Below are 25,669 nucleotides of genomic sequence, written 5' to 3' on the forward strand. Positions count from 1 at the left end.
CCAACGCTGCAGTCACGCCTGCCTAGGCAGCACCGGCCGCTCTGACTTACTTCGTCAGCGCGTCCAGTTCCTTCACAATCGCCTCGCCCATCTGCGAGGTGGAAACGATCGTCGCGCCGTCCGACTTGAGGTCCGCGGTGCGCAGACCCTTGGCGAGGGTCGCGGCAATCGCCGCGTCGATCATGTCGGCTTCGTTCTGCAGATCGAACGAGTAGCGCAGCGCCATCACGAACGACGCGATCATCGCAATCGGATTGGCCATGCCCTTGCCGGCGATGTCCGGCGCCGAACCATGCACCGGCTCGTACAGCGCCTTGCGCTTTTTGGTTTTCGGATCGACTTCGCCGAGTGAGGCCGACGGCAGCATTCCGAGCGAGCCGGTCAGCATCGCGGCGATATCGGAAAGCATGTCGCCGAACAGGTTGTCGGTGACGATCACGTCGAACTGCTTGGGCCAGCGCACGAGCTGCATGCCGCCGGCGTCAGCCAACTGATGCTCAAGCTCGACGTCCTTGTATTCGCGCGCATGCACCTGCGTCACGACTTCCTTCCAGAGCACACCGCTCTTCATGACGTTGTGCTTTTCCATCGACGTCATCTTGTTGCGGCGCTTGCGCGCGAGGTCGAAGGCGACACGCGCGATGCGCTCGATTTCATACGTGTCGTAGACCTGGGTATCGACGGCGCGCTTCTGGCCGTTGCCGAGATCGGTGATGGTCTTCGGCTCGCCGAAGTACACGCCGCCGGTCAGTTCGCGCACGATCATGATGTCGAGGCCTTCGACAACCTCCTTCTTGAGGCTGGAGGATTCGGCAAGCGCCGGATAGCAGATCGCCGGGCGCAGGTTGGCGAATAGCGCCATGTCCTTGCGCAGACGCAGCAGGCCGGCTTCCGGACGCGCGTCATAAGGAACGTCGGCCCACTTCGGTCCGCCGACCGCGCCGAAGATCACGGCGTCCGCGGCCTGCGCACGCGCCATGGTCGCATCGGTGATCGCGACCTTGTCGGCATCAAAGCTCGATCCGCCGACCAGACCGCTTTCGGTCTCGAACGAGCAGGACCCGCGCTTGTTCAGCCAGTCGATGATGCGCTTCACCTCCGCCATCACTTCGGTGCCGATCCCGTCGCCGGGGAGAAGGAGGAGTTTGTGCGATGCCATGATCGAGTTGCCTTGAATGTTGATGTCTGCGCCTTGCGCCGACTTGCTAAAACGCCATTGCAGAATTGGCAAGACACCATTGCCCTGATCTCATTGGCCAAGCCGGGCGGAAACTGCCACATGTACCGCTCCCGCCGGAGCTGAGCTTCCATGAGATCGCCCGACCCAGCACCTTTCGCGCGCCCGATGCGCATGATCCTGATCCTCGCGCTGGCGCCGGCCATCGGGCTCGGGATCGGCCGCTTCGGCTACACGCTGGTGCTGCCCGACATGCGCGACTCGCTCGGCTGGTCGTATTCAACCGCCGGCTTCATGAACACGATCAACGCCATCGGCTATCTCGCCGGCGCGCTGGACGCAGCGGCCTTCATCCGTCGCGTCGGGGTGTTCCGCTCGGTCTGGATCGGTGCGCTGGCCTGCGTCGTCTCGCTCGGAATCTGTGCGCTGTCGGGCAATGCGCTGGTGTTCGGCTTCGGACGCCTGCTGTCGGGTCTCGGCGCAGCAACGACCTTTGTCGGCGGCGGGACGCTGGCGGCGACCATCGCGCAATCGCGGCCGATGAAATCCGCGCTGCTGCTGAACCTGTTCTACACCGGCCCCGGCACCGGCCTGATCGTGTCGGGCCTCGCCGCGCCGTTTCTTCTCGCGTATTTCGGTCCCGGCTCGTGGTGGATCGTGTGGGCGGCGCTGACCATCATCTCGGCCCTGATGATGATCCCGCTGATGCTCAATCCGATCGACGTCGTGGCCAGCGAAACATCGGCCGCATCGTCACCGGTGTCACTGCGCCCGATCGCGGTTTATCTCGCCGGCTATTTTCTGTTCGGCGCGGGCTATATCGCCTACATGACGTTCATGATCGCCTATGTCCGCGATGGCGGCGGCGGAGCGGCGGCGCAGAGTGCGTTCTGGTGCCTGATCGGATTGATGTCGTTCGCAGGATCGTGGCTGTGGCGCGGCGTGATGGCGCGCGGCAACAGCGGCACGACCATAGCGATCATGATCGCGGTCACCTGTCTCGGGACATTCATCGCGCAGCTGGGCACGTCGCCGCCGCTGCTGATGGCGTCGGCATTCGTGTTCGGCCTGTCGTTCTTTCCCGTGGTGGCCGCCACCACCGTGTTCACGCGGCTGAACTATCCGCCGGAAGCATGGGCCAAAGTGATCGGCATCATGACCATCACCTTCGGCCTCGGCCAGACGCTCGGCCCGTTCGTCACCGGCGCGATCACCGACGTGATGGGCCTGTCCTACGCGCTACGCGTTTCCACCGCCGCACTGGCGCTCGGCGCGATCCTCTGCGCATTCCAACGGCCGGTGAAGGCGATGTAACCGTCATTCCGGACGGCTCGCAAAGCGAGCCGATCCGGAATCCACATATAACGAAGATGGATTCCGGGCTCGCTCGCGCTGCTCGCGACCCGGAACGACACTGTTAGTTGCGAGCGCTCATCCAGCCGGGGTCTGCGCCGAACGACTGCGCCGGAACATCCCGAGCAGCCGCTCCAGCTTCGATCCCTTCTCAGGCGTGACTTCACCGTTGCGTTCGGTCTTCGAGAAGAACTTCGTCACCGCGACGAAGAACACCGGCACCATCAGCAGCGCCAGCACCACGACCGCGATCATGCCGCCCATCACCGTGGTGCCGAGCGCCTGCTGGCTCTTGGCGCCTGCGCCGGATGCGATCACCATCGGCAGCACGCCGCAGACGAACGCGAGACCGGTCATCAGAATGGGACGGAATCGCAGATGACACGCTTCCATGGTCGCCTGCATCAGCGGCGTGCCTTTCGCGCGCAGATCCTTGGCGAACTCGATGATCAGAATCGCGTCCTTTGCGGCGAGGCCGATGATCGTGATCAGCGCCACCGTGAAGTAGACGTCGTTCGACAGGCTGCGCGACATCGCCGCCACCACCGCGCCGAGAATGCCGAGCGGCACCGTCATCAGAACCGCGAGCGGAATGGTCCAGCTCTCATAGAGCGCGGCCAGACACAGGAACACGATCAGGGCCGATAGCGCGAGCAGGAACGGCGCCTGCGAGCCCGACAGCTTCTCCTGCAACGACTGCCCAGTCCACTCGAAGCCGAAGCCACGCGGCAGCTTCGCGGTGAGCCGCTCCATCTCCGCAATCGCATCGCCCGAGGTGTAGCCGGGCTTGGCCTCGCCGGAGATACGCACCGACGGATAGTAATTGAAGCCGACGATCTGGGTCGGGCCGACCGTCCATTTAATCGTCGCGAACGATGACAGCGGCACCAGATCGCCGCGGCTGTTCTTGACGTTGTACTTCAAAATGTCCTGCGCATTCATGCGGCCGACGCTGTCGGCCTGCACGATGACGCGCTGCATGCGCCCGCGGTTCGGAAAGTCGTTGACATAGGCCGAACCGAGATTGGTCGATATCGTGCTGTTGATGTCGGCGAAGGTGACGCCCTGCGCCGCCGCCTGTTCGCGGTCGATCAGAAGCTGGACCTGCGGCGCTTCCGGCAGGCCTTCGGCATAGACATTCTGCAGAACCGGGCTCTGCTTCGCAGCGGCGAGCAACTGCTCCTTCGCCTGCATCAGCGCGGCATAACCCTTCTGCCCGCGATCCTGCAGACGGAACGAGAAGCCGGACGAGTTGCCGAGGTTGTCGATCGGCGGCGGCTGCAGCGCCGAGACCTTCGCGTCACGGATCGACTTCATCGAATTGTTGATGTCGGCCACAATGGCGGCGGCGGAATCGTTCGGCCCGCGCTCCGACCAGTCCTTCAGCGTCACGAACGCCTGCGCCGTGTTCTGGCCTTGGCCCAGGAAGCTGAAGCCGGTGAGGAAGGTGACGTCCTCGATGCCGGAGCGCTTCGCCAGATACTGCTCGACCTTTTCGACCGCGGCCTGCGTGCGGTTGAACGACGAGTCCGACGGCGTCTGCACGTCCACGGTGATGAAGCCCTGATCGTCCACCGGCAAAAAGCCGCCAGGCAGACGCGAGAAACCGAACACGAGAGCGCCGAGCAGCACCGCGTACAGAATCAGCAGCCGTCCGGTGCGCTGGATCGACCAGCCGACCACGCGGCCGTAGCCGTCCCGCGCGCCGTCGAGCCGCTTGTTGAACCAGCCGAACACGCCGGTCTTGGCATGGCCATGCCCCGCCTTCACCGGCTTGAGCAGCGTCGCACACAAGGCGGGCGTCAGCGACAGCGCCATCAGCGCAGAGAACGAGATCGCCGCCACGATGGTCACCGAGAACTGGCGATAGATGATGCCGACCGACCCGGGGAAGAACGCCATCGGCACGAACACCGCGATCAGCACCAGCGTGATGCCGATGATGGCGCTGGTGATCTGCGACATCGCCTTGCGCGTCGCCTCCTTCGGCGACAGTCCTTCCTCCGACATGATGCGCTCGACGTTCTCGACCACGACGATGGCGTCGTCGACCAGAATGCCGATCGCCAGCACCATGCCGAACATGGTCAGCATGTTGATGGAGTATCCGAACATGTAGAGCGCGGTACAGGTACCGAGCAGCGCGATCGGGACGACGATGGTCGGGATCAGCGTGTAGCGGAAATTCTGGAGAAACAGGAACATCACGATGAAGACGAGGATCACGGCCTCGATCAGCGTCTGCACCACCTTGGAGATCGACGCCTTCACCACCGGGGTGATGTTGTAGGGAATATCGTAGGTGATGTTGGACGGGAAGAACTTCGACAGTTCATCCATCTTCGCCTGCACCGCGCTCGCCGTTGCCAGCGCGTTGCCGGTCGGCGCGAGCAGCACCGAGAGGCCGGCAATGGCCTTGCCATCCTGCCGGGTGGTGAACTGATAGCCCATGCCGCCGATCTCGATGCGCGCAACATCGCGCAGGCGCACGGTCGAGCCGTCCGGATTGGCCTTCAGCACGATGGCGCCGAACTCGTCGGCGGAGTTGAGCTGGCCCTTCACCAGAACAAGCGCGGAGATCGCCTGATCTTTCCTGCTCGGCTCCGCGCCGACGCTGCCGGATGCCACCTGCGCATTCTGCGCGGTGATAGCCTTGGTCACGTCGTCGGCGGTGAGGTTGTAGCCGATCAGCTTGACCGGATCGATCCAGATGCGCAGCGAGCGTTCGGTCGAATACAGCGTGGCGCGGCCGACGCCGGGAATGCGGCGGATTTCCCCGAGCACGTTGCGGATCATGAAGTCGCCGAGACCGACCTCATCCAGGCTGCCGTCGGTGGATTTCAGCGTGATGATCTGCAGCACCGCGCTGGAGGCTTCCTCGACAAGGATGCCCTGCTGGATCACCGCGCGCGGCAGGCGCGCCTCGACGCGCTTGATGCGGTTCTGCACTTCCACCGAGGCGAGGTTGGAATCCGTGCCCGGCACGAAGTTGGCGATGATTTCCACCTGGCCGAGGGAGTCACTGGTGGATTCGAAGTTGAGAATGCCGGACGCGCCGTTCAGCTCTTCCTCGATCAGCCGCGTGGTCGAGTTGTAGAGCTCTTCGGGCGACGAGCCGGGATAGCTGGTCGAGATCGAAATCGAAGGCGGCGCGATGATCGGATACTGCGCGATCGCCAGGAACGGAATCGAGATCAGTCCGATCAGACAAATGAACAGCGCCACCACCCAAGCGAAAATCGGGCGGTCGATAAAAAAGGCGGGCATGGTTCGTTTCTCTCGAATCTGGAATAAACTGCGCCAGCTTTTCAGTTGCCCGCGCACATCATGAACTTACACTTCGTCATGGCCGGGCATAGCCGTTTGAAGAACGGCGTCGCTCCCGCTCGCCTATGTCCCGGGCATGACGGATTTTTGTCAGTGCAATCTCATCGCGCCTGCGATGGGTCGGATACGCTGGCCGACTTGTCGAGCTGGCGGCCGGTTTCACCGGAGACGCGCCAGTCGCTGGCCTTGACGGCATCGCCGACCGCGAACTTCTGGAAGCCTTCGACCACGACACGCTGGCCGGGCTTGAGGCCTTCGGTAATCAGCCACTGGCCGTCAACAATGCCACCGGTGCGGACCGGCTGGGCGACAATGCGGCTGTCGTCCTTGACCAGAAACACTTCGCTGGCGCCGGATGAATTGCGCTGGACCGCCTGCGGCGGCACCACGATGGCATCGGGGTCGCGGCCCTGCTCGATCTGAACGCGGACGAACATGCCGGGCAGGAGTTCGCGCTTCGGATTCTTGAATTCGCCGCGCAGGGTCACCTGTCCGGTGCCGGCATCGACCTTGGCGTCGGAGAACAGCAGCTTGCCGTCGAGCGGATAGATCGAGCCGTCGTCGAGCACGAGGCGCACCTTGGCGGCATCCGGCGACACCGCATCGAGATCGCCGCGGTCGAAGTCGCGGCGCAGCTTGTTGAGTTCGTTCACCGACTGGGTGAAGTCGGCGTAGACGGAATCGATCTGCTGAATCGTCGCCAGCGCATGAGCCTCGTTCTGCACCACGAGCACGCCTTCGCTCAGCAGCGCCGCGCCGATGATGCCGTTGATCGGCGCCTTGATGGTGGCGTAGTCGAGATTGAGACGCGCACGCGACAGGTCGGCGTTGCGCGCGGCGAGATCCGCCTTGGCCTGCGCCAGATTGGCGACCGCGACTTCATTGGCGGCCTGCGAGGCGGCGTTGCTCTTGGTCAGGGTTTCGATGCGGATGGCATGCTGGCTGGCCTGCAACAGCGCCGCCTCGGCCTTGGCCAGCGCGGCTTCCGCCGCCTGCAATTCGACTTCAAACGGCTTCGGATCGATCTGGTAGAGCGGCTCGCCGGCCTTGACCTCGCGGCCCTGCTCGAAGGTGCGGGAGAGGATGATGCCGGACACGCGGGGGCGCACGTCCGCGACCCGCAGCGGCGCGATGCGGCCCGGAAGCTCGCGGATGATCGCCTGCGACGATGCCTTGACGGTGACAACGCTAACTTCGGGGGGCTCGGGAGGCTGCGCGGAGGCGACGCTCTGGTCGTTACAGCCGGAGAGGAGAACCGCAGCCCCAAAAAGGAGGGCCATTGAAGTCATCGCGTTGGGACGCGGGGGCATATCGTATCCTTCTTATTTCGCATAACCGGAAACCAGAACGACCGGGACCAACCGCTGAAAAGCGACCCGATGCACGATCCTTGCTGATTGTCCTCAGCATGAATCGTGCCGGTGTGCATCGCAACATCCCGGCGGGGTGACCGGATGTCGCGGCATTCATAAGTCACTGTTTTTAAAGAGGTTAACAGCCGTTAAGACTGCTCACGATTACGTCAGCGGCGTGTGAGAGCCTGACTGCTTTTGAGGCAGAAGTACGCGGGTAAAGCAAATGCCTGCTTTGGCGGCAAAGGCGGTTCAAGCACGCGTTTTTCGCATAGGTGGTTGATACGTGGAGGGAAATTGGCCCGCCTAGCTGCCGCTGAACGAGTTGTAGCCCTGGTCTTCCCAGTAACCGCCCTTGTAATCGTTGGTGACTTCCATCGAGACCACGTATTTCGGGTTCTTGAACCCGAGCTTGGTCGGCACCCGGATTTTCATCGGGTAGCCGTAGGCGCGCGGCAGGATTTCGTCGCCGAACTTGAAGGTCATCTGGGTCTGCGGATGCAGCGCGGTCGCCATATCCAGCGGCGAGTTGTAACCGTCGGAATCCGCGCACTGGAACCAGCAGTACTTCGCCCTGGTGTCGGCGCCGATCAGCTGCAGGAAGTGACTGAGCCGCACGCCGGTCCAGCTTCCGATCGCGCTCCAGCCTTCCACGCAGATGTGCCGCGTGATCTGCTTTTCCTGCGGCAGTTGGTAAAGCTCATCGAGCGTCCACGGCTTCTTGTTCTCGACAAGGCCGCGCACTTCCAGCTTCCAGTCCTTGCCATCGATGGTGGGCGCATCGTCGAGCGCGTAATAGGCATTGAACGGGAACGGCCGCGTGATCGCGCTCTCGGGAAATGTCGGCGCCAGCGTGTTCGGATTGAACAGCTTCGCCTGAACCGCGTCGTTGAATTTCGAGATCTGCGTCAGCATCGATTCAGCCGAGAAGCTGTCGGTGACGTCGCAGCCGGTCAGCAGCGTCAGCGCGCCGAGGCTGGCGCCGCCCGAAATGAAGCGGCGGCGGGTGAGATCGGGCATCAGCTTTGCCGCGTCCCTGACCAGCAACTGCTTGTCGACACCGGGGATCAGAAGTTTGCGCATGCGGCCCATGATAGTTCTCCTTTGGGCATGACCTGATCCGAAAACCGGTGCCCACTTTTCGGGGTCATGCCTACTTACCGATAATCATCGCGCGCAGGCTCTTCGGCACCAAAAGCGCCAGCGCGACGTGGACCACAAGGAATCCGACAATCGCCGCCATGCAGAAGAAGTGGACATAACGCGCCACGTCGTAGCCGCCGAACAACGCGGTGAGCCATTGCAGTTGCACCGGCTTCCAGATCGCCAATCCCGACAGCACGATGACGATGCCGACCACGATGATGCCGGCATAGAGCAGCTTCTGCACGTAATTGTAGGTGGTGAGATCGGCGTGGGACAGCTTGCCGGTCAGCGCAGCCCTGGTGTCGCCGACAACGCCATCGACCGTGATCGGCAGCAGCTTCCTGCGGAAGCGTCCGGTGACAAGGCCGAGGGTGAGATAGACAAAGCCGTTGACCATCAACAGCCACATCGCGGCGAAATGCCATTGTAGCGCGCCGCCGAGCCAGCCGCCCAGCGTGATCGAATGCGAGAAGCTCAGAAAGCTGAACAGCGGCGACGCATTGTAGATCTGCCAGCCGGACATGATCATCAGGACCATCGCCACCGCGTTGATCCAGTGGACGATCCGTACCCAGGCGGGCTGAATGGTTTTCGACCTCACGGCCTGTTCGGCCGGACGATCTGTGGTGGCGATGCTGGACATGAGCGTTTCCGGTTTCACGATGTCACAAACACCATACGGCGCATTCTAGACCGTGTTACGCCCCGCATCGCAAAATTCGCAGCGACGAACACCACGATGGCCGTTCACAAAACCGCGAGGCAGGCCCGCGCGGCCCGGCTATTCGATGATACGGAACCAGGTGTCCGGCTCGCTGTCCGTTTCGCTGCCGGGCACAGCTTCGCGGTCACCGGCCGATAGCTTGTAAATTTGCACTTGCACGTCTGCGATCAGCAGTTCGGTGCCGGCCAGAGCCTGGCGGACGCACTCGTCCGAGTGAGCATCAACCGGATTCTCAAGAAGCTTCTCGAATCTTTCCTTGTCCCGGTTCAATCGCGCGAGGATCTCACCGAGAACCTCCAGCTGTTCGCCCATCTGCGGCTTCGCGTCGAAGTGACCATAAGATCAACGCGATGCCGATCGGACCCGTTCCATAGCCCGAAAGGGCTATGCCGCGGAATAAGCTGTCAAATCGGGGCAGACGCCTCTCCCCGCACGCGGGGAGAGGCGCAGAAGCGGGCCTTTGGCCTTACGACGCCGGCATCAGCACCGAATTCACGACGTGGATCACGCCGTTCGACTGGTTGACGTTGGAGATCGTCACACGCGAAGTTCCGCCCTTGGCATCGACGATGGACACCTTGCCACCGACATTGCGCACCGTGAGCTGCTCGCCCTCCACCGTAGTCAGCTTCTTTCCGTCGGTGAGATCGGCAGCCGCAAGCTTGCCCGGCACGACGTGATAGGTGAGGATCTTCGTGAGCGTCGCCTTGTTCTCAGGCTTCACGAGCGTTTCAACGGTACCCTTCGGCAGCTTGGCGAACGCCGCGTTGGTCGGCGCGAACACCGTGAACGGTCCGGGGCCAGAGAGTGTATCCACGAGGCCCGCGGCCTTCACGGCGGCAACCAGCGTGGTGTGATCCTTCGAGTTCACCGCATTCTGAACGATGTTCTTGGACGGATACATCGCAGCGCCGCCGACCATGACGGTCTTTTCCTTGGCCTGAACCGGCGCGACAAAAGTCGCCGTCATCATCAGCGCGCCGAACACGGCCGCCGACATCAATGCAGAACGCGATAAGGTGTTGGACATGAATCGTCTCCGTTGATGGTGAAACCGGCAACTGGGCCGGGCGTGAAATTTCCGACGGACCGTCATCTCTTCAGAGGAAAAGACCGTATCGCCGTCGTGTGCGATTTACGGGCCGTGGGTTGTTTGGTTTCAGCAGTGCACGTCTCAGACTTCACGAAGTTGCGATGTGACGCGCGACAAACCACCGCAGAGCAACGCGCGCAAAAAAAGCGAGCCGGATTTCTCCGGCTCGCCCGTCGCGCTTCCGATCGCGTTTCTTGGGACAGACAAATGCGATCGACTGCGACGTCGGTGAGAACGTCTGTTATGAGTTCGATGACGACTGCGATTAAGACTTCGGCATCAGCACGGTGTCGATAACGTGAATCACGCCGTTCGACTGGTTGACGTCGGCGATGGTCACGGTCGAGGTGCCGCCCTTGGCATCGGTCAGCGAGACCTTGCCGCCGGAAGCCTTCACGGTCAGTTCTTCACCTTCCACGGTCTTCAGCTTCTGGCCGTCCTTGAGATCGGCGGCGTTCAGCTTGCCCGGCACGACGTGATAGGTGAGGATCTTGGTCAGGGTCGCCTTGTTCTCAGGCTTCACCAGCGTGTCGACGGTGCCGGCCGGCAGCTTGCCGAACGCGGCGTTGGTCGGAGCGAACACGGTGAACGGGCCCTTGCTCGACAGCGTATCGACAAGACCCGCGGCCTTCACGGCGGCGACGAGCGTGGTGTGATCCTTCGAATTCACGGCGTTCTCGACGATGTTCTTCGATGGATACATCGGCGCGCCGCCGACCATCACGGTCTTCTCGCCGGACATTTCGCTCTTCATCATCTTGTCCTGCGCCTGGACTGGCGCAGTCACAACGGCGGTCAAAGTCAGCGCGCCGATGGCGGCGGCGGACAACAGAGCAATACGCTTGGACATGTTTGGACTCCCGGTGAATTGGAAATCCCGGCAGACATCCGCCGGGCATGGCGGCAGCGCAGGCTTATGGAGGATCGACCGCGCCGCCGTTATCCGAGCTACGGAAGCCGGGACGAGGCGTTTCAGGAAATAAATTTTCGGGAATTTGAAACTTTTCCCGATGGGGTACGTGGGGCGTTCAATTGCGAATACAGTGTTTATGGGTCCCGGCGTTCGCCGGGACGACGCGGGAATGAACCCGTCGCCCCGACGTTTTGCCGCATCTCTTACAACATCGTCGGTGTCACAAAGCTGCGGTTGTGCGTCGGCGAGATCAGGATCTCGTTGATACAGACGTGCGCGGGCATGCTGGCGACGAACGCGATGGTGCGGCCGAGATCTTCCGGCTGAAGCATCTTCGCCATGTCCTCGGCCGACGGCGGTACCGGCCGCAGCTTCAGGATCGGCGTTGCGACCTCGCCGGGCGAGAGACAGCAGGCGCGCAGGCCGTTCTTGAATTCGTCCATGTTGAACGAATGGGTCAGCGCCAGCACCGCGTGCTTGGTGGTGGTGTAGGCCGGTCCGGTCATCTTCGAGACATGACGGCCCGCCCATGAGGCGACGTTGATGATGACGCCATCCTTCTGCGCACGCATCGCCGGCAGCACCGCACGCATGCAGTACATCACGCCGCTGAGGTTGATATCGACCAGCTTGTCCCAGCCTTCGGTGGTGATGTCGTCCCAGCTCCGCTTCGGCACGTTGACGCCGGCGCTGTTGACCAGAAGATCGATCCGGCCATGTTTGGCGACGATCTCCTTCGCCACCTTCTCGGCGTCCGCGGCGCTTGAGACATCCAGCACGATCGCCTCGATCTTGCCGCCGGATTTGGCGATGCTTGCGACAGCCTCGTCGAGCACATCCTTGCGGCGCCCCGAGATCACGACTGTCCATCCCTCCTTGGCGAGTTCCTGTGCACCGGCAAGACCGATGCCGCTTCCGCCTCCCGTGATCCAGGCCACACGTTTCTTGTTATTGCTCATGCCGGTTGTCTCCGTTGCTGCGCGTTGTGGTTTTGGTGTACTCAAAACCGGAAAATCCGATCTCTCGATGGAAATGTTGCATGAACGCCGCCGCGAACGCCAACCTGTTTTCTCGCCTGTTCGACGGGCCAGCAGACACCAGCAGGCTTGCCATCGAAACATCTGACGGGACGCGTATCAGCTATGCTGATCTGATCGCGCAGGCGGGACGCGTCGCGAACGTCATCGTCTCGCGCGGCGTGAAGCCCGGCGACCGTGTTGCAGCGCAAACGGAAAAGTCGGTCGAGGCGCTGGTGCTGTATCTCGCCACCGTGCGCGCGGGTGCGGTGTTCCTGCCGCTGAACACCGCCTACACGCTCAACGAGCTTGAATATTTCATCGGCGACGCCGAGCCGTCGCTGATCGTATGCGATCCGTCGAAGGCCGACGGCATCGGCAAGCTTGCCGCCAGATCCGGCGCGACAGTTGAGACGCTCGATGCCGACGGCAAGGGCTCGCTGAGCGATGGCGCGGCAAAGGCCGCATCCGATTTCGTCACTGTCGTGCGCGCCGGCGATGACCTCGCGGCCATTCTCTACACCTCGGGCACCACCGGCCGCTCCAAGGGCGCGATGCTGACCCACGACAATCTGGCGTCGAACTCGCAGAGCCTCGTCGACTACTGGCGCTTCACGCAGGACGACGTGCTGATCCACGCGCTGCCGATCTATCACACGCATGGCCTGTTCGTGGCGAGCAATGTCACGCTGTTCGCGCGCGCATCGATGATCTTCCTGCCGAAGCTCGACCCCGAACTGATCATCAAGCTCATGCAGCGCGCCACCGTGCTGATGGGCGTGCCGACCTTCTACACCCGGCTGCTGCAATCACCGAACCTGACGAAAGACTCCACATCGCACATGCGGCTGTTCATTTCGGGCTCGGCGCCGCTGCTGGCGGAGACCCATCGCGAATGGTCGGCGCGCACCGGCCATGCGGTGCTGGAGCGCTACGGCATGACCGAAACCAACATGAACACATCGAACCCCTACGACGGCGAGCGCGTGCCGGGTGCAGTCGGCTTTCCGCTGCCGGGCGTCTCGGTGCGCGTGACCAATCCGGAAACCGGACAAGAACTCGCGCGCGAAGAAATCGGCATGATCGAGGTCAAGGGTCCGAACGTGTTCAAGGGCTACTGGCGGATGCCGGACAAGACCAAGGCGGAATTCCGCGCCGACGGCTTCTTCATCACCGGCGATCTCGGCAAGATCGACGATCGCGGCTACGTCCACATCATCGGACGCGGCAAGGATCTGGTGATCTCCGGCGGCTTCAATGTCTATCCGAAGGAAGTCGAGAACGAGATCGACGCCATTCCCGGCGTCACCGAGTCCGCTGTGATCGGCGTGCCGCATACCGATTTCGGCGAAGGCGTCACCGCGGTCGTGGTCGGCGACAAGAAAACGCCACTTGATGAAGCCAGGGTGCTGCACGCGCTCGACGGACGGCTGGCGAAGTTCAAGATGCCCAAGCGCGTGATCTTCGTCGACGACCTGCCGCGCAACACAATGGGCAAGGTGCAGAAGAACGTGCTGCGCGACACCTATTCAGAAATCTACAAGAAATGACACGTTTGCAGACCATGGTCCGGACCGCCGCACGCCACATCATAAGGGCTGATGCCATCATGCCGATCGTGCTTCGTCCGGCCCGCAGCGAGGACTTCGCCTTTTGCGTCAAGCTTTATCTCTCCGCGATGGCCAACATCATCCGGGATTTGAAGCTCGACGTGACGCGGCAGGAGGAAAACCTGCGTCATCTCTGGGAGGCGGATCAGGTGCAGGTCGTCACACTCGATGGGTGTGACGTCGGCTGGATTCAGATCGCGGTGCAGGACTCCACGCTCCATCTGGAGCAGATTTTCGTCGACGCTCCGTTCCGGGGACGCGGCGTCGGCACCCGGCTGATTACCGATCTGATCGATCAGGCGACGCGCGCGCGTCAGCCGATGACGCTCGCCGTGGTGCGCAGCAATCGCGCCTTGAAACTCTATGAACGTCTGGGCTTCCGCATCATCGATGAGGATGACCGGAAGTTCTACATGAAGCGCGAGCTTGACGACGCGCGCCGCGCGTAACGTCCCTCTCCGCTCATTCCCGCGAAAGCGGGAATCCAGTTCCTCGCCCTGGGTCCCCGCCTGCGCGGGGACGAACGGAAAATGGAATCGATCTGGCGGCGATCCGTCAGTAGCCCGTCGCGAGGCTGATTACGAAGCGCGAGCTGACTACCAGCAGGTAAATCCCGAACGCGACTTCGAGCTTTCGCTTGGTCATGAAATGCGCCACGCGCACGCCGAGCGGCGCGACCAGAAGGCTTGTCGGCATCACCAGCAATGCGCCGATCAGCGAGATGTATCCGATCGCAAACGGCAGTTGTAACGCCGCCACTTCGGGAAAGCGCGCTGCCGCGGGCCATCCCGCATAGATGTAGCCGATCGCGCCGGGAATCGAGATCAGCACCGCAAGGCCCGCCGATGTGCCGATCGCCTGATGGATCGGGCGGCCGTAGAACGTCATCAGCAGGTTCGAAAACAATCCGCCGCCGATTCCCATCAGCGTCGAGAGCAGGCCGATGAAGAATCCGTAGGCGCGCATGAAAACGCCTTTCGGCATTTCCTCGCCCAGCCGCCAGTTCTCCTTGCCGAGCAGCAGCCGCGCCGCCGCGGACCAGGCGACGCCGACGAACACATACTTGAACAGCTTCTCCGGCGCATAGCGCGCGATCACGCTGCCGAGCATGACGCCGAGCAGGACCGGCACCGCCCATTTCACAAGGATATCCATATCGACGCTGCCCCGCTTGTGGTGGGCCTGCCATGAGCGGATCGACGTCGGGATGATGATGGCGAGTGACGTGCCGATGCAGAGCGGCATCCGTGCATCCAGCGGCACGCCCGCGATCCGGAAGCATTCGTACAGCACCGGAACCAGCACCGCGCCGCCGCCGATGCCGAAAATTCCGGCGAGGAACCCTGCAAGCGCACCGGTCACCACCAGCAACAGAACAAGTTCAAGCAGTTGGGAGGTATTGAGGCCGGCGATCATGCAGCGATCTCGCGTGATGGATGTGAGGGCTCTTTACCCGCTGCATGACAGAAGGTGAATCATGCTTCAGATATGACGGCCGATCTATCTGGTATACGAAAAACAGGTATACCAGAAGGGCTAAAGCTCATACCAAACAATGTTTTGCGATTCATAGCTTGATCGATTCTGCGTTGCGCTCGTTCCACCTTCTCCGTAAATAGAAGCCCTCTAAGAACCCGGTCCCCGCATAAAAAGACGGCACTTCCTTGTGCCGCAAACCGTTAAAGTCGCGCATGGCACCCAGGATCGACCGTCCGCTTTCACCCTTCCTGACTTACCGCTGGACGCTGACGATGGCGATGTCCATCGTTCACCGCATCACCGGCATCGGCCTTTATGTCGGAACGCTCCTGATGGCGTGGTGGCTGATCGCCACTGCTTCCGGCCCCGGCGCCTACGCCAATATCCAGGGCTTCACCTCGAGCTGGATCGGGCGCGTCATCGTGTTCGGATACACATGGGCGCTGATGCACCACCTGTTCAGCGGCATTCGTCATCTTGTCTGGGATCTCGGCTACGGCTTCTCGCCGACCGAGCGTGAATCCCTGACCTGGGCGGCCTTGATCGCCGGCATCGCCGCGACGGTGCTGATCTGGATCATCGCCTACGTCGTGGGAGGCGGACGATGAGCGCACACGGTCCCTCGAATTCATCGATCCGCACCGCGCTCAAGCGCGTCCGCGGTCTCGGCTCCGCCAAAGGCGGAACCTCCGACTTCTTCCGTCAGCGCGTCAGCGCGATCGGACTGGTGCTGCTGATCGTCCCTGTGATCGTGGTCATCATGTCGCTGCTCGGCCGCAACCAGGCCGGCGCCGCGCAGATTCTCGGCTCGCCGCTGATCGCGATCATCATGATCCTCTTCATCATCGCCAGCGTCTGGCACATGAAGATCGGCATGCAGGTGGTGCTGGAAGACTATCTCACCGACGAAAAGATCAAGCTGGTCGCGATCATCGCCAACACCTTCTTCTGCATCGCTGTCGGCCTCGCCTCGATCTACGCTATTTTCAAACTGTCCTCTGGAGTCTGACGCATGGCCGCGAACGGCAAGAGCGCGCCCGGCGCGAACGGTCAAGCCTATCCGATCGAAGATCATACCTATGACGTGATCGTCGTCGGCGCCGGCGGCGCGGGTCTGCGCGCGGTGGTCGGCTGCTCGGAAGCGGGCCTGCGCACCGCCTGCATCACCAAGGTTTTCCCGACGCGCTCGCACACGGTCGCGGCGCAGGGCGGCATCTCCGCTTCGCTCGGCAACATGCATCCCGACGACTGGCGCTGGCACATGTACGACACCGTCAAGGGGTCGGACTGGCTGGGCGACCAGGACTCGATCGAATACATGGTGCGCAACGCGCCCGACGCCGTCTACGAACTCGAACACTGGGGCGTGCCGTTCTCGCGCACCGAAGACGGCAAGATCTATCAGCGCCCGTTCGGCGGCATGACGCTGGATTACGGCAAGGGCCAGGCGCAACGCACCTGCGCCGCGTCCGACCGCACCGGTCACGCGATGCTGCACACCATGTACGGTCAGGCGGTTCGCCATCAGGCCGAGTTCTTCATCGAATATTTCGCCATCGACCTGATCATGGACGATCAGGGCGTCTGCCGCGGCGTCATCGCGCTGAAGATGGACGACGGCACGCTGCATCGCTTCCGCGGCCAGACCACCATTCTCGCCACCGGCGGCTATGGCCGCGCCTATCTCTCCTGCACCTCGGCGCACACCTGCACCGGCGACGGCGGCGGCATGGTGCTGCGCGCCGGCCTGCCCTTGCAGGACATGGAATTCGTGCAATTCCATCCGACCGGCATCTTCCCGGCGGGCTGCCTCATCACCGAAGGCGCGCGCGGCGAAGGCGGCTACCTGTCGAATTCGGAAGGCGAGCGCTTCATGGAGCGCTATGCGCCGTCGGCGAAGGATCTCGCCTCACGCGACGTCGTTTCGCGCGCGATGACCATTGAAATCCGCGAAGGCCGCGGCGTCGGCAAGGGCAAGGACCACCTGTTCCTGCATCTGGATCATCTCGATCCGGCGATCCTGCACGAACGCCTGCCGGGCATCTCGGAATCCGCGAAGATTTTCGCCGGCGTCGACGTGACGCGCGAGCCGATTCCGGTGCTGCCGACCGTGCACTACAACATGGGCGGCATCCCGACCAACTTCCACGCCGAAGTCGTGACCAAGAAGGGCGGCGACGACAATGCGATCGTGCCCGGCCTGATGGCGGTGGGCGAAGCGGCCTGCGTGTCGGTGCATGGCGCCAACCGTCTCGGCTCCAACTCGCTGATCGACCTCGTGGTGTTCGGCCGCGCTGCTGCTCTGCGCTGCGCCGAAAAGCTGACGCCGAACGCACGGCAGCCTGAACTGCCGGCGAATTCCGCCGATCTCGCGCTCAGCCGCCTCGATCATTTCCGCAACGCTTCGGGCGGCACCCCGACCGCGAAGCTGCGCGACAGCATGCAGCGCGTGATGCAGAACAACTGCGCCGTGTTCCGCACCGGCGAAGTGCTGAAGGAAGGCCAGGAGCTGATCCACAAGGTTTACGGCGGCACCGACGACATCGCCGTCACCGACCGTTCGCTGGTGTGGAATTCGGACCTGATCGAGACCCTCGAATACGACAACCTGATTTCCCAGGCCCTGGTGACGATGGACTCGGCTGCGAACCGCACCGAGAGCCGCGGCGCCCATGCGCGCGAGGACTTCCCCAACCGCGACGACAAGGAATGGATGAAGCACACGCTGTCGTGGAGCAGCGACAAGGGCAAGACGACCCTCGATTACCGCCCGGTGCACGATTACACGATGACCAACGACGTTCAGTACATTCCGCCGAAAGCGCGCGTTTACTGACCGCCGTATAGAATCAAGCGAACAAACGAAGGTTCGAGACCATGGTTCAGTTCACACTGCCGAAGAATTCGACGATCTCGGGCGGCAAGGAATGGCCGAAGCCGGCCGGCGCAACCGAGCTGCGCGAGTTCAAGGTGTATCGCTGGAATCCGGATGACGGCAAAAACCCGGGCATCGACACCTACTACGTGAACACCCACGATTGCGGGCCGATGATTCTCGACGCGCTGATCTGGATCAAGAACAACGTCGACCCGACGCTGACCTTCCGCCGCTCCTGCCGCGAAGGCGTCTGCGGCTCCTGCGCCATGAATATCGACGGCCAGAACACGCTGGCCTGCACCCGCGCCATGGACGAGGTCGAGGCCGGTCCGATCAAGGTCAATCCGCTGCCGCATCAGCCGGTGGTGAAGGATCTCGTGCCGGATCTGACCAACTTCTATGCGCAGTACGCCTCGATCGAGCCGTGGCTGCACACCACGACCGCGACCCCGCAGAAGGAATGGCGGCAGTCGCCGGAAGACCGCGCCAAGCTCGACGGTCTCTACGAGTGCATTCTGTGCGCCTGCTGCTCGACCTCGTGCCCGAGCTACTGGTGGAATTCCGACCGCTTCCTCGGCCCGGCTGCGCTGCTCGCCGCCGATCGCTGGGTGAAGGATTCGCGCGACGAGGCCACCGGCGAACGCCTCGACAATCTGGAAGATCCGTTCCGGCTCTATCGCTGCCACACCATCATGAACTGCGCCAAGGCGTGCCCGAAGGGGCTCAACCCGTCGGAAGCCATCGCCGACCTTAAGGCGAAGATGGTCGAGCGGCAGGTCTGAAGCCTGGAGCCTTTCAGCGCTGAAATACAAACGCCCGCTTTCCGAAGCGGGCGTCTTGCTTTTTGGGAAACCAATCCACGGAATTCAGTACCAGTCAGGATGCGGATTTCTCTCTTGTTTATGCGCTACATCACATAATTACATTTTATGCTAATTAACGCATAAATCATACTTATGTGCTAATTTGCATATTAATGAATTATCGGATTTGGCGCATAATGCTGGACGGAGGATGATCATGACCGATGTCGCGCGCACCCCTAGTCAGCTTGGCAATCTGATTCGCCGCGCCCGCAGAAAGCGCGGGTTGAACCAGTCGCAGCTCGGCGACCTCGCCGACCTCCGTCAGGAGACCATTTCGCTGATCGAGATGGGCCATCCCGCGGCCAAGCTGGAAACCCTGCTGTCCATTCTGGCCGCGCTTGATCTCGAATTCCGGGTTGCCCCGCGCGGCAAGGACAGCGAGTTGGACATTGAGGATATTTTCTGATGCCTCGGCGTCCCGGTCATCAGCCGTTGCGCGTCCTGCTCAACAATCGCCTCGTCGGTGATCTTCGCAAGGACGCGAGCGGTGCAATCAGCTTCCAGTACAGCCAAAGCTGGCTGAACTGGGAGCATGCGCTGCCGATCTCACTCTCCATGCAATTGCGCGAGGACAGCTTTCGCGGCGCGACAGTCGCCGCCGTGTTCGACAACCTGCTGCCGGATTCAGATGCCATCCGCAAACGCGTCGCCGAAAAAGTCGGCGCGGCCGGAATGGATGCCTACAGCCTGCTCGCCGCCATCGGCCATGATTGCGTCGGCGCGCTGCAGTTCGTCGCGAGCGACGACGAACTGGATTCCGCAAAGCCCGGTGCCGACCTCACCGGCGAACACGTAGATGATAGTGCCATCGAGAAGCTGCTGAAGGGGCTCGTTCAGGCACCACTCGGCCTTTCCCGCGACGACGACTTCCGGATTTCCGTTGCCGGCGCGCAGGAAAAGACCGCGCTGCTCTATCACGAAGGCAAATGGCTCAAGCCGCACGGCACCACACCCACCACCCACATCCTGAAGCCGCAGATAGGCGAGTTACCCAACGGCATCGATCTCTCCAACAGTGTCGAGAACGAATTCTACTGCCTCAGGCTGGCAGCCGCGTTCGGCCTCGATGTTAACAAGGCGACGATCGAAACATTCGGCGGAAAAAAGGCTCTCGTGATCGAACGCTTCGACCGGCGTTGGACGCGCGATGGACGGCTGCTCCGCTTGCCGCAGGAAGATTGCTGTCAGGCGCTGTCTGTTCCTCCGACCCGGAAATACCAGAGCGATGGAGGCCCGGACCTTACCGCCCTGCTCGATCTGCTCAAGGGCAGCGACGATCCCGCCGCCGATCGCGCCTCACTGTTCAAGGCGCAGATCCTGTTCTGGCTGATCGGCGCCACCGACGGGCACGCCAAGAACTTCAGCATCTTTCTCGGCCCGGGCGGGCGTTATCGCCTGACGCCGCTCTACGATATCCTGACGGCGCAGCCCAGCCTCGATTCCGGTCAGATTCAGCGCAAGCAGATGAAGCTTGCGATGTCCGTCGGCAACAAGCGCCACTACCGGATCGACGAGATCGCCGGACGTCATTTCGTGCAGACGGGAGAAGCCGCAGACCTGCCGAAATCCGTGATGCGCAACTGCGTTGAGACCATGATCGCCGGCGCCGCCGAGGCCCTGGATCGGGTGGAAAACGAATTGCCTAAAGGTTTTCCGGGCGCGATTCATCAGTCCGTGAAGGCCGCCGTCATCCAGCGTCTCGAAACGCTGAAAGGTTCATTGGCGAAACTGGATTGAGCAGAAGCCGCCGCATCATTGCTTAGGAACAGCGGCCTGTCCGGACAGCCGGTCAGGCCGCTCTCCTTTCACATGCGATAACGCCGATCAAAACCTATCCACATCGATCACAGCCTGCGCAAAATCCTTTGGCGCTTCCTGCGGCGGATTGTGGCCGACGCCGCCGGTCAGCAGCCGGTGCTGGTACTTGCCGGTGAACTTCTTCGCATAGGCTGCGGGCTCGGGATGCGGCGCGCCGTTGGCGTCGCCTTCGATGGTGATGGTCGGCACGGTGATCGGCGGCCCCTGCTCCAGCCGCCTTTCCAGATCGTCGTACTTCGCTTCGCCTTCGGCGAGGCCGAGCCGCCAGCGATAGTTGTGAATCGAAATCGCGACATGATCGGGATTGTCGAGCGACCTGGCGCTGCGCGCGAACGTCTCATCGCTGAAATTCCACTTCGGTGACGCGAGCTGCCAGATCAGCCTGGCGAAGTCGTGGGTGTTCTGCTGATAGCCCAGACGGCCGCGCTCCGTGGTGAAGTAGAACTGGTACCACCACAGCAGTTCGGCCTTCGGCGGCAGCGGCTTCTTGTTCACCTCGCGAGAGCCGATCAGATAGCCGCTGACAGACACCATCGCCTTGACCCGCTCCGGCCAGAGCGCCGCGAGGATGTTGGCGGTGCGCGCGCCCCAGTCGTAGCCGGCGACGACGGCTTTCTCGATCCTGAGCGCATTCATCAACTCAATGATGTCCATCGCCAGCACCGCCTGCTGGCCGTTGCGCGGCGTGTCGGCGGAGAGAAACGTGGTGGTGCCGTAGCCGCGCAGATGCGGAACGATGACGCGGTAGCCCTTCGCCGCCAGCAGCGGCGCGACCTCCGCGAAGCTGTGAATGTCGTAGGGCCAGCCGTGAAGAAGCATCACGACGGGGCCGGTGGCGGGACCGGCTTCGAAGTAGCCGGTGTTCAATGTCCCGGTGTCGATCTGCCTGATCGGTCCCATCGGCGCCGAAGAAGCGGACGAGGTGGACGCCGCTGAGGTTTGTGCATGGGCGGACTGGATCAATCCAAGCCTTGATGCGGCGAGTGCGGCTGCGCCGGTGCCTGCGGCCTGAAGGAAATTGCGGCGGTTCGCGTTGACGAGGCCGGACATGGAAGTCTCCTGTTACATCGCTGTCTGAGTGAAGCGGTCAATGATGGCTTTTCGCCGGAGTGGCCCGCCGGTCGCGCGGGCGGGCCGCTCCGATGATGTGACGGTCCGGTTCAGACCAGATTCAGTTCGACGTTGATGTTGCCGCGCGTGAGCTTGGAGTATGGGCAAATCTGATGAGCGCCATCCACCACCGCGCGGGCGACCTCCCGATCAAGACCCGGCAGGCTGACATTGAGCCGCGCCTGCAGGAAGAAGTCTTCTCCCGTCTTGCCGAGATCAACCTCGGCATCGACAGCGAGATCGGCAGGCAGCTTGACCTTGAGGCCGCCGGCCGCGCGGTTCATCGCGCCGATGAAACAGGCCGACCAGCCCGCCGCGAAAAGCTGCTCGGGATTGGTGCCGGGGCGGTTGGAGCCGGGAGGCGACAGCTTGAGGTCAAGCTGGCCGTCGGCCGAACGGGCAGCGCCGTCGCGGCCGCCGGTGGTGTGGGTCTTGCCGGTGTAGAGCACCTGGTCGATCTGGGTCGTCATGGGAGGGGTCCTTCGGTTGAAACGTTGGTCGTATCCGATCTAATCGGATGCGTTGTAAATATCCGGCCCGGCCCCGAAGTCAACCCTTCCGATTTAATCGCATCCGATATATATGGGTCCGAAGGATCACGTTCCCGTGTGTCCAGGAGACAGGCCATGACCGTCGCAAAAGCCAAACAGGCGGCTTCCAGAGCCGCAGCCCCGAAAGCCGATCCAAAGCCGGACCCGAGGCTGCAGGATTTCCTGTGCTTTGCGATCTATTCGGCCAACCTCGCCTACGGGCGGGCCTACAAGCCGATCCTCGACGAGCTTGGCCTGACCTACACGCAGTACATTGCAGTCGTCGCCTTGTGGGAAGACGACAACCAGACCGTCAGCAGTCTCGGCGAGAAGCTGTTTCTGGAATCCAACACGCTGACGCCGATCCTGAAGAATCTCGAAGCGATGGGTTATGTCCGCCGCCAGCGCGATCCCGGGGACGAGCGCCAGGTCCTGATCAGCCTGACCGATGCCGGCCGCCGTCTGCGGGAGAAAGCCCTGCCGATGAATCTGGTGAAGGAATCGGCGCTGGCCCCCGACGATTTCGCAAAACTGCAAAGGGCCGTGGTCGCGCTGCGCAGCAATCTGATCAAGAGCACCAAGGGCGCGGCAAAGTAGCGCCTTTCGCCGGATATTGCCTTGAAACAACGCCAATCCCGCGCGATGAATCCGTATGGATGTATCGTCACGGCTCGAAATCATGAACTGGCTGACCGGCGCGGGTCTCGCCGGCGTTGCTGAAACAGACCTCGTCCGCGGCTTCTGCGAGCGCAGCAGGGCCGCCGGACTGGAGCTGTCGCGCGGCATCGTGTTCATCGACACCCTCCATCCGGTTTTTGAAGGCCGGGGCTTTCGCTGGAGCGACGTCGAATCGAACGAGAGCGATCTGTTCGAATACCAGTCGACCAGCGAGGGCGAAGCTGCCGAGAACTGGCGGCGCTCGCCGTTCTACACCATGCTTCAGAACGGCCAGAACGAACTCTGCATCGACGACAATGACGAGCATTTCGGGATGACGGCGAAGCTTGTCGGCGACGGCCACAAGCACTTCGCGACGTTCATTCACCGGTTCGGCGATGCCGGAATCATCGGCGAAATGGACTGCGTCTATTCGCTCTGGTGCATGCGGCGCGAGAACGGGTTCGATGAGGACGCGCTTGGCGCGATGCGCGATCTCGTGCCGCTGCTCGGGCTGGCGGTGAAGTCGGCCGCGCATGCCCGCATCGCCCGCACCATCGGACATGTCTATCTCGGCCGCGATGCCGCCGAGCGTGTGCTGAGCGGGCGCATTTCCCGCGGCGTCGCCGACCGCATCAACGCGGTGCTGTGGTTTTCGGACCTGCGCGGTTCGACCCGCATCGGCGAAGGGATGGACCCCGCCGAGTTCATTCCGTTTCTCAACGACTATGCCGACGCCGCGATCGGCGCGATCCATGACGAGGGCGGCGACGTTCTCAAACTGATCGGCGACGGCGTGCTGGCGATCTTCAATGAGGACGACATGGGCGCGGCGCGGCGCGCGGCATTGCGTGCGGAGAACCAGTTCAGAAAGAACATTCAGATCCTCAACAAGCGGCGCGCGTCTGAAAACAGGCCGGTGACCTCGGCCTATGTCGGCCTGCATGTCGGCGAGGTGTTCTACGGCAACATCGGCAGCGAAGAGCGGCTCGACTTCACCGTGGTCGGTCCCGCAGTCAACGAGGTCAGCCGCATCGCCTCGATGTGCCGCTCCGTCGAACGGGAACTGCTGGTGTCCTCGGCTTTTTTTGACGGCCTCGACGCGCCCGGCAACGGACACTTCGTCTCGACCGGACGCTATGCGCTGCGCGGCATCGGACGGGCCCAGGAATTGTACACCATCGATCCCGGAATCAGGGCCGATGGACAGGCGGCCAGCCGGTTCGAGCGGTATCTGCAGGATCGCGGATAGAATTTTTGATCCGGCGCTTCCCGGTTGATGCAGGTCAACGCATTCTCGCCGAGATGCGGCACCATGGGTGCATGCCTGTCTCCCTGATTTTGGGCTTTGCCCTGTTCACTCTTGCCATGGCGAGTTCAGCCATGAACCCGGCAAAGGCGGTCTCGGCCGCCGAACTGCGCGGGCGGACCTACGCGCGAACCAATTGCGCACGCTGTCATTCGATCGACCGCCATTCGCCCAGTCCGCTGGCCATCGCGCCGCCGTTCCGGACACTGCACACGAAGTATCCGCTCGACACGCTGGCCGAGGCGCTCGCCGAAGGCATCGATACCGGCCACCCCACCATGCCGATGTTTACCCTCGAGCCCGATCAGATCAACGATCTGATGTCGTTCCTGAAAAGCCTGGAATAGCGGCCGCATGCCCGGATGGCCCCGATCATCGCCCCGCGCCGGCCTTGAAACGGCGGAGCAGGTGCGCGATGACAGGCCCATGAACAGCTCGCCCGACGACCAGAAGCCCTTCGGCGCTTACGCCCCCAATGCCATGCAGCGCGCGGTGATCGCCGCCGCACATGGCTCCGGACTCAAGCGCGGCGCGTTCCGCCCCTGGCTGTCGCGCATCGTCAACCTGCTCGGCTCCGGGCCGATCGACGCCAATTATCAAGGCGCGTCATTCCGGCTGCATCATCTGGCGAGCGGCACCGAGCGCGGCGCGCTGTTCAATCCCGATTACAATCTGCCGGAACTGGATTTCCTTCGCGAACACGCGCCCTCCGGCGGCACCTTTGTCGATGTCGGCGCCAATGTCGGCACCTACGCGGTGGCGCTGGCGAAGCATGTCGGCGAGCGCGGCCGCGTCATCGCCATCGAGCCGCATCCGGTGTCAAACGCTCGTCTTGCCTTCAATGCCGCCGCCTCGAAGCTGACAAACCTCACGCTGGTCAAGGCCGCCGCCGGCGACATCGACGGCGAGCTGATGATCGAAACCGACGGCGACAATCTCGGTGCCAGTCACATCTCCACCACCGGCGGCATCAAGGTGCCCGCGCATCGTCTGCTGACGATCCTGCGCGACGCCGGCGTGACCCGGGTCGATGCCCTCAAGATCGATGTCGAAGGTTATGAAGACCGTGTGCTGACGCCGTTCTTCCGCGAGGCGCCCGAATCGCTCTGGCCGCGCGCGGTCGCCATCGAGCATCTCGAGCACAAAGCATGGCTGCACGACTGCATCAAGGACATGACCGGCCTCGGCTATGGCATCGCCGGCAAGACGCGCAGCAATACGCTGCTGGTGCGGAAGCAATAGCCACAATCACATCTCATTGCGAGGAGCGCTTGCGGCGACGCAATCCATTTGTTGCTGTTTCAAAGCACG

The 25,669-nt window shown here is 62.4% G+C and carries 25 protein-coding genes; 13 read left to right on the top strand and 12 right to left on the bottom strand.

What is annotated here, in order from left to right:
• Positions 1-46: 46 nt before the first annotated feature.
• Positions 47-1,159, bottom strand: coding sequence for a 3-isopropylmalate dehydrogenase (gene leuB, locus ACP7AL_RS05005; protein ID WP_425989487.1), 1,113 nt, complete (start codon positions 1,157-1,159; stop codon positions 47-49).
• Between the two features lie 150 nt (positions 1,160-1,309).
• On the opposite strand from leuB, the gene ACP7AL_RS05010 reads away from it, so the two are divergent.
• Complete coding sequence (locus ACP7AL_RS05010; RefSeq protein ID WP_425989489.1) at positions 1,310-2,491, top strand: YbfB/YjiJ family MFS transporter; 1,182 nt, start codon at positions 1,310-1,312, stop codon at positions 2,489-2,491.
• Between the two features lie 117 nt (positions 2,492-2,608).
• On the opposite strand, the gene ACP7AL_RS05015 is transcribed toward ACP7AL_RS05010, so the two are convergent.
• The 8 genes from ACP7AL_RS05015 to ACP7AL_RS05050 form a co-directional block, all read right to left on the bottom strand.
• A complete protein-coding gene (locus ACP7AL_RS05015; protein ID WP_425989491.1) occupies positions 2,609-5,797 on the bottom strand; it encodes a multidrug efflux RND transporter permease subunit in 3,189 nt (1,062 codons plus the stop codon).
• A 161-nt stretch (positions 5,798-5,958) separates the two neighbouring features.
• The gene (locus ACP7AL_RS05020; protein ID WP_425989493.1) at positions 5,959-7,167 is read right to left on the bottom strand and encodes an efflux RND transporter periplasmic adaptor subunit; all 1,209 of its coding nucleotides are present in this window, start codon (positions 7,165-7,167) and stop codon (positions 5,959-5,961) included.
• A gap of 348 nt (positions 7,168-7,515) precedes the next feature.
• Entirely contained in the window at positions 7,516-8,301 is a 786-nt protein-coding gene (locus ACP7AL_RS05025; RefSeq protein ID WP_425989495.1) for a molybdopterin-dependent oxidoreductase, read from the bottom strand.
• Positions 8,302-8,362: 61 nt separating this feature from the next.
• Positions 8,363-8,998 carry a cytochrome b/b6 domain-containing protein gene (locus tag ACP7AL_RS05030; protein WP_425989497.1) on the bottom strand — a complete coding sequence of 212 codons (636 nt, stop codon included), beginning with the start codon at positions 8,996-8,998 and terminating at the stop codon, positions 8,363-8,365.
• Between the two features lie 138 nt (positions 8,999-9,136).
• Entirely contained in the window at positions 9,137-9,391 is a 255-nt protein-coding gene (locus ACP7AL_RS05035; RefSeq protein ID WP_006023460.1) for a hypothetical protein, read from the bottom strand.
• Positions 9,392-9,545: 154 nt separating this feature from the next.
• Positions 9,546-10,109 (bottom strand): fasciclin domain-containing protein, encoded by a 564-nt coding sequence (locus ACP7AL_RS05040; protein ID WP_024921150.1) that lies wholly within the window; start codon positions 10,107-10,109, stop codon positions 9,546-9,548.
• Between the two features lie 328 nt (positions 10,110-10,437).
• Positions 10,438-11,022, bottom strand: coding sequence for a fasciclin domain-containing protein (locus ACP7AL_RS05045; protein WP_024921149.1), 585 nt, complete (start codon positions 11,020-11,022; stop codon positions 10,438-10,440).
• Between the two features lie 266 nt (positions 11,023-11,288).
• Entirely contained in the window at positions 11,289-12,044 is a 756-nt protein-coding gene (locus ACP7AL_RS05050) for an SDR family oxidoreductase (protein WP_006023457.1), read from the bottom strand.
• An 80-nt stretch (positions 12,045-12,124) separates the two neighbouring features.
• Between ACP7AL_RS05050 and ACP7AL_RS05055 the strand changes: the two genes are divergently transcribed.
• A complete protein-coding gene (locus ACP7AL_RS05055) occupies positions 12,125-13,651 on the top strand; it encodes a malonate--CoA ligase (protein ID WP_425989501.1) in 1,527 nt (508 codons plus the stop codon).
• Positions 13,648-14,160, top strand: coding sequence for a GNAT family N-acetyltransferase (locus ACP7AL_RS05060; RefSeq protein ID WP_425989503.1), 513 nt, complete (start codon positions 13,648-13,650; stop codon positions 14,158-14,160). Before ACP7AL_RS05055 ends, ACP7AL_RS05060 begins: the two co-directional genes overlap by 4 nt.
• Positions 14,161-14,266: 106 nt before the next feature.
• Here the strand turns inward: ACP7AL_RS05060 and ACP7AL_RS05065 are convergent, their stop codons facing one another.
• Complete coding sequence (locus ACP7AL_RS05065; protein ID WP_425989505.1) at positions 14,267-15,127, bottom strand: sulfite exporter TauE/SafE family protein; 861 nt, start codon at positions 15,125-15,127, stop codon at positions 14,267-14,269.
• 275 nt (positions 15,128-15,402) lie between these two features.
• Between ACP7AL_RS05065 and sdhC the strand changes: the two genes are divergently transcribed.
• The 6 genes from sdhC to ACP7AL_RS05095 all read left to right on the top strand — a co-directional run bounded on the left by sdhC (position 15,403) and on the right by ACP7AL_RS05095 (position 20,671).
• Positions 15,403-15,798 (top strand): succinate dehydrogenase, cytochrome b556 subunit, encoded by a 396-nt coding sequence (gene sdhC, locus ACP7AL_RS05070; RefSeq protein WP_024921145.1) that lies wholly within the window; start codon positions 15,403-15,405, stop codon positions 15,796-15,798.
• Positions 15,795-16,199, top strand: coding sequence for a succinate dehydrogenase, hydrophobic membrane anchor protein (sdhD, locus tag ACP7AL_RS05075; RefSeq protein WP_425989508.1), 405 nt, complete (start codon positions 15,795-15,797; stop codon positions 16,197-16,199). Before sdhC ends, sdhD begins: the two co-directional genes overlap by 4 nt.
• A gap of 3 nt (positions 16,200-16,202) precedes the next feature.
• Positions 16,203-18,026 carry a succinate dehydrogenase flavoprotein subunit gene (sdhA, locus tag ACP7AL_RS05080; RefSeq protein ID WP_425989510.1) on the top strand — a complete coding sequence of 608 codons (1,824 nt, stop codon included), beginning with the start codon at positions 16,203-16,205 and terminating at the stop codon, positions 18,024-18,026.
• 41 nt (positions 18,027-18,067) lie between these two features.
• Positions 18,068-18,850: a succinate dehydrogenase iron-sulfur subunit gene (locus tag ACP7AL_RS05085; protein WP_006023450.1), complete on the top strand. Its 783-nt coding sequence runs from the start codon at positions 18,068-18,070 to the stop codon at positions 18,848-18,850.
• Positions 18,851-19,088: 238 nt separating this feature from the next.
• Complete coding sequence (locus tag ACP7AL_RS05090) at positions 19,089-19,340, top strand: helix-turn-helix transcriptional regulator (protein ID WP_425989512.1); 252 nt, start codon at positions 19,089-19,091, stop codon at positions 19,338-19,340.
• Positions 19,340-20,671: a type II toxin-antitoxin system HipA family toxin gene (locus ACP7AL_RS05095; RefSeq protein WP_425989514.1), complete on the top strand. Its 1,332-nt coding sequence runs from the start codon at positions 19,340-19,342 to the stop codon at positions 20,669-20,671. Before ACP7AL_RS05090 ends, ACP7AL_RS05095 begins: the two co-directional genes overlap by 1 nt.
• 87 nt (positions 20,672-20,758) lie before the next feature.
• Here the strand turns inward: ACP7AL_RS05095 and ACP7AL_RS05100 are convergent, their stop codons facing one another.
• Both ACP7AL_RS05100 and ACP7AL_RS05105 read right to left on the bottom strand, forming a co-directional pair.
• Positions 20,759-21,802, bottom strand: a complete 1,044-nt coding sequence (locus ACP7AL_RS05100; RefSeq protein ID WP_425989516.1) for an alpha/beta fold hydrolase — start codon at positions 21,800-21,802, stop codon at positions 20,759-20,761.
• Between the two features lie 110 nt (positions 21,803-21,912).
• Positions 21,913-22,332, bottom strand: a complete 420-nt coding sequence (locus ACP7AL_RS05105; RefSeq protein WP_425989518.1) for an organic hydroperoxide resistance protein — start codon at positions 22,330-22,332, stop codon at positions 21,913-21,915.
• Positions 22,333-22,488: 156 nt separating this feature from the next.
• On the opposite strand from ACP7AL_RS05105, the gene ACP7AL_RS05110 reads away from it, so the two are divergent.
• The 4 genes from ACP7AL_RS05110 (at position 22,489) to ACP7AL_RS05125 (ending at position 25,600) form a co-directional block, all read left to right on the top strand.
• Positions 22,489-22,989: a MarR family winged helix-turn-helix transcriptional regulator gene (locus ACP7AL_RS05110; protein ID WP_425989520.1), complete on the top strand. Its 501-nt coding sequence runs from the start codon at positions 22,489-22,491 to the stop codon at positions 22,987-22,989.
• Between the two features lie 55 nt (positions 22,990-23,044).
• Positions 23,045-24,301: an adenylate/guanylate cyclase domain-containing protein gene (locus tag ACP7AL_RS05115; protein WP_425989522.1), complete on the top strand. Its 1,257-nt coding sequence runs from the start codon at positions 23,045-23,047 to the stop codon at positions 24,299-24,301.
• 71 nt (positions 24,302-24,372) lie between these two features.
• A complete protein-coding gene (locus tag ACP7AL_RS05120) occupies positions 24,373-24,705 on the top strand; it encodes a c-type cytochrome (RefSeq protein ID WP_425989524.1) in 333 nt (110 codons plus the stop codon).
• 79 nt (positions 24,706-24,784) lie between these two features.
• Positions 24,785-25,600: an FkbM family methyltransferase gene (locus ACP7AL_RS05125; protein WP_425989526.1), complete on the top strand. Its 816-nt coding sequence runs from the start codon at positions 24,785-24,787 to the stop codon at positions 25,598-25,600.
• Positions 25,601-25,669 lie beyond the last annotated feature (69 nt).

The organism is Afipia sp. DC4300-2b1 (assembly GCF_049895725.1).
GTDB classification, from domain to species: Bacteria; Pseudomonadota; Alphaproteobacteria; order Rhizobiales; family Xanthobacteraceae; genus Afipia; species Afipia broomeae.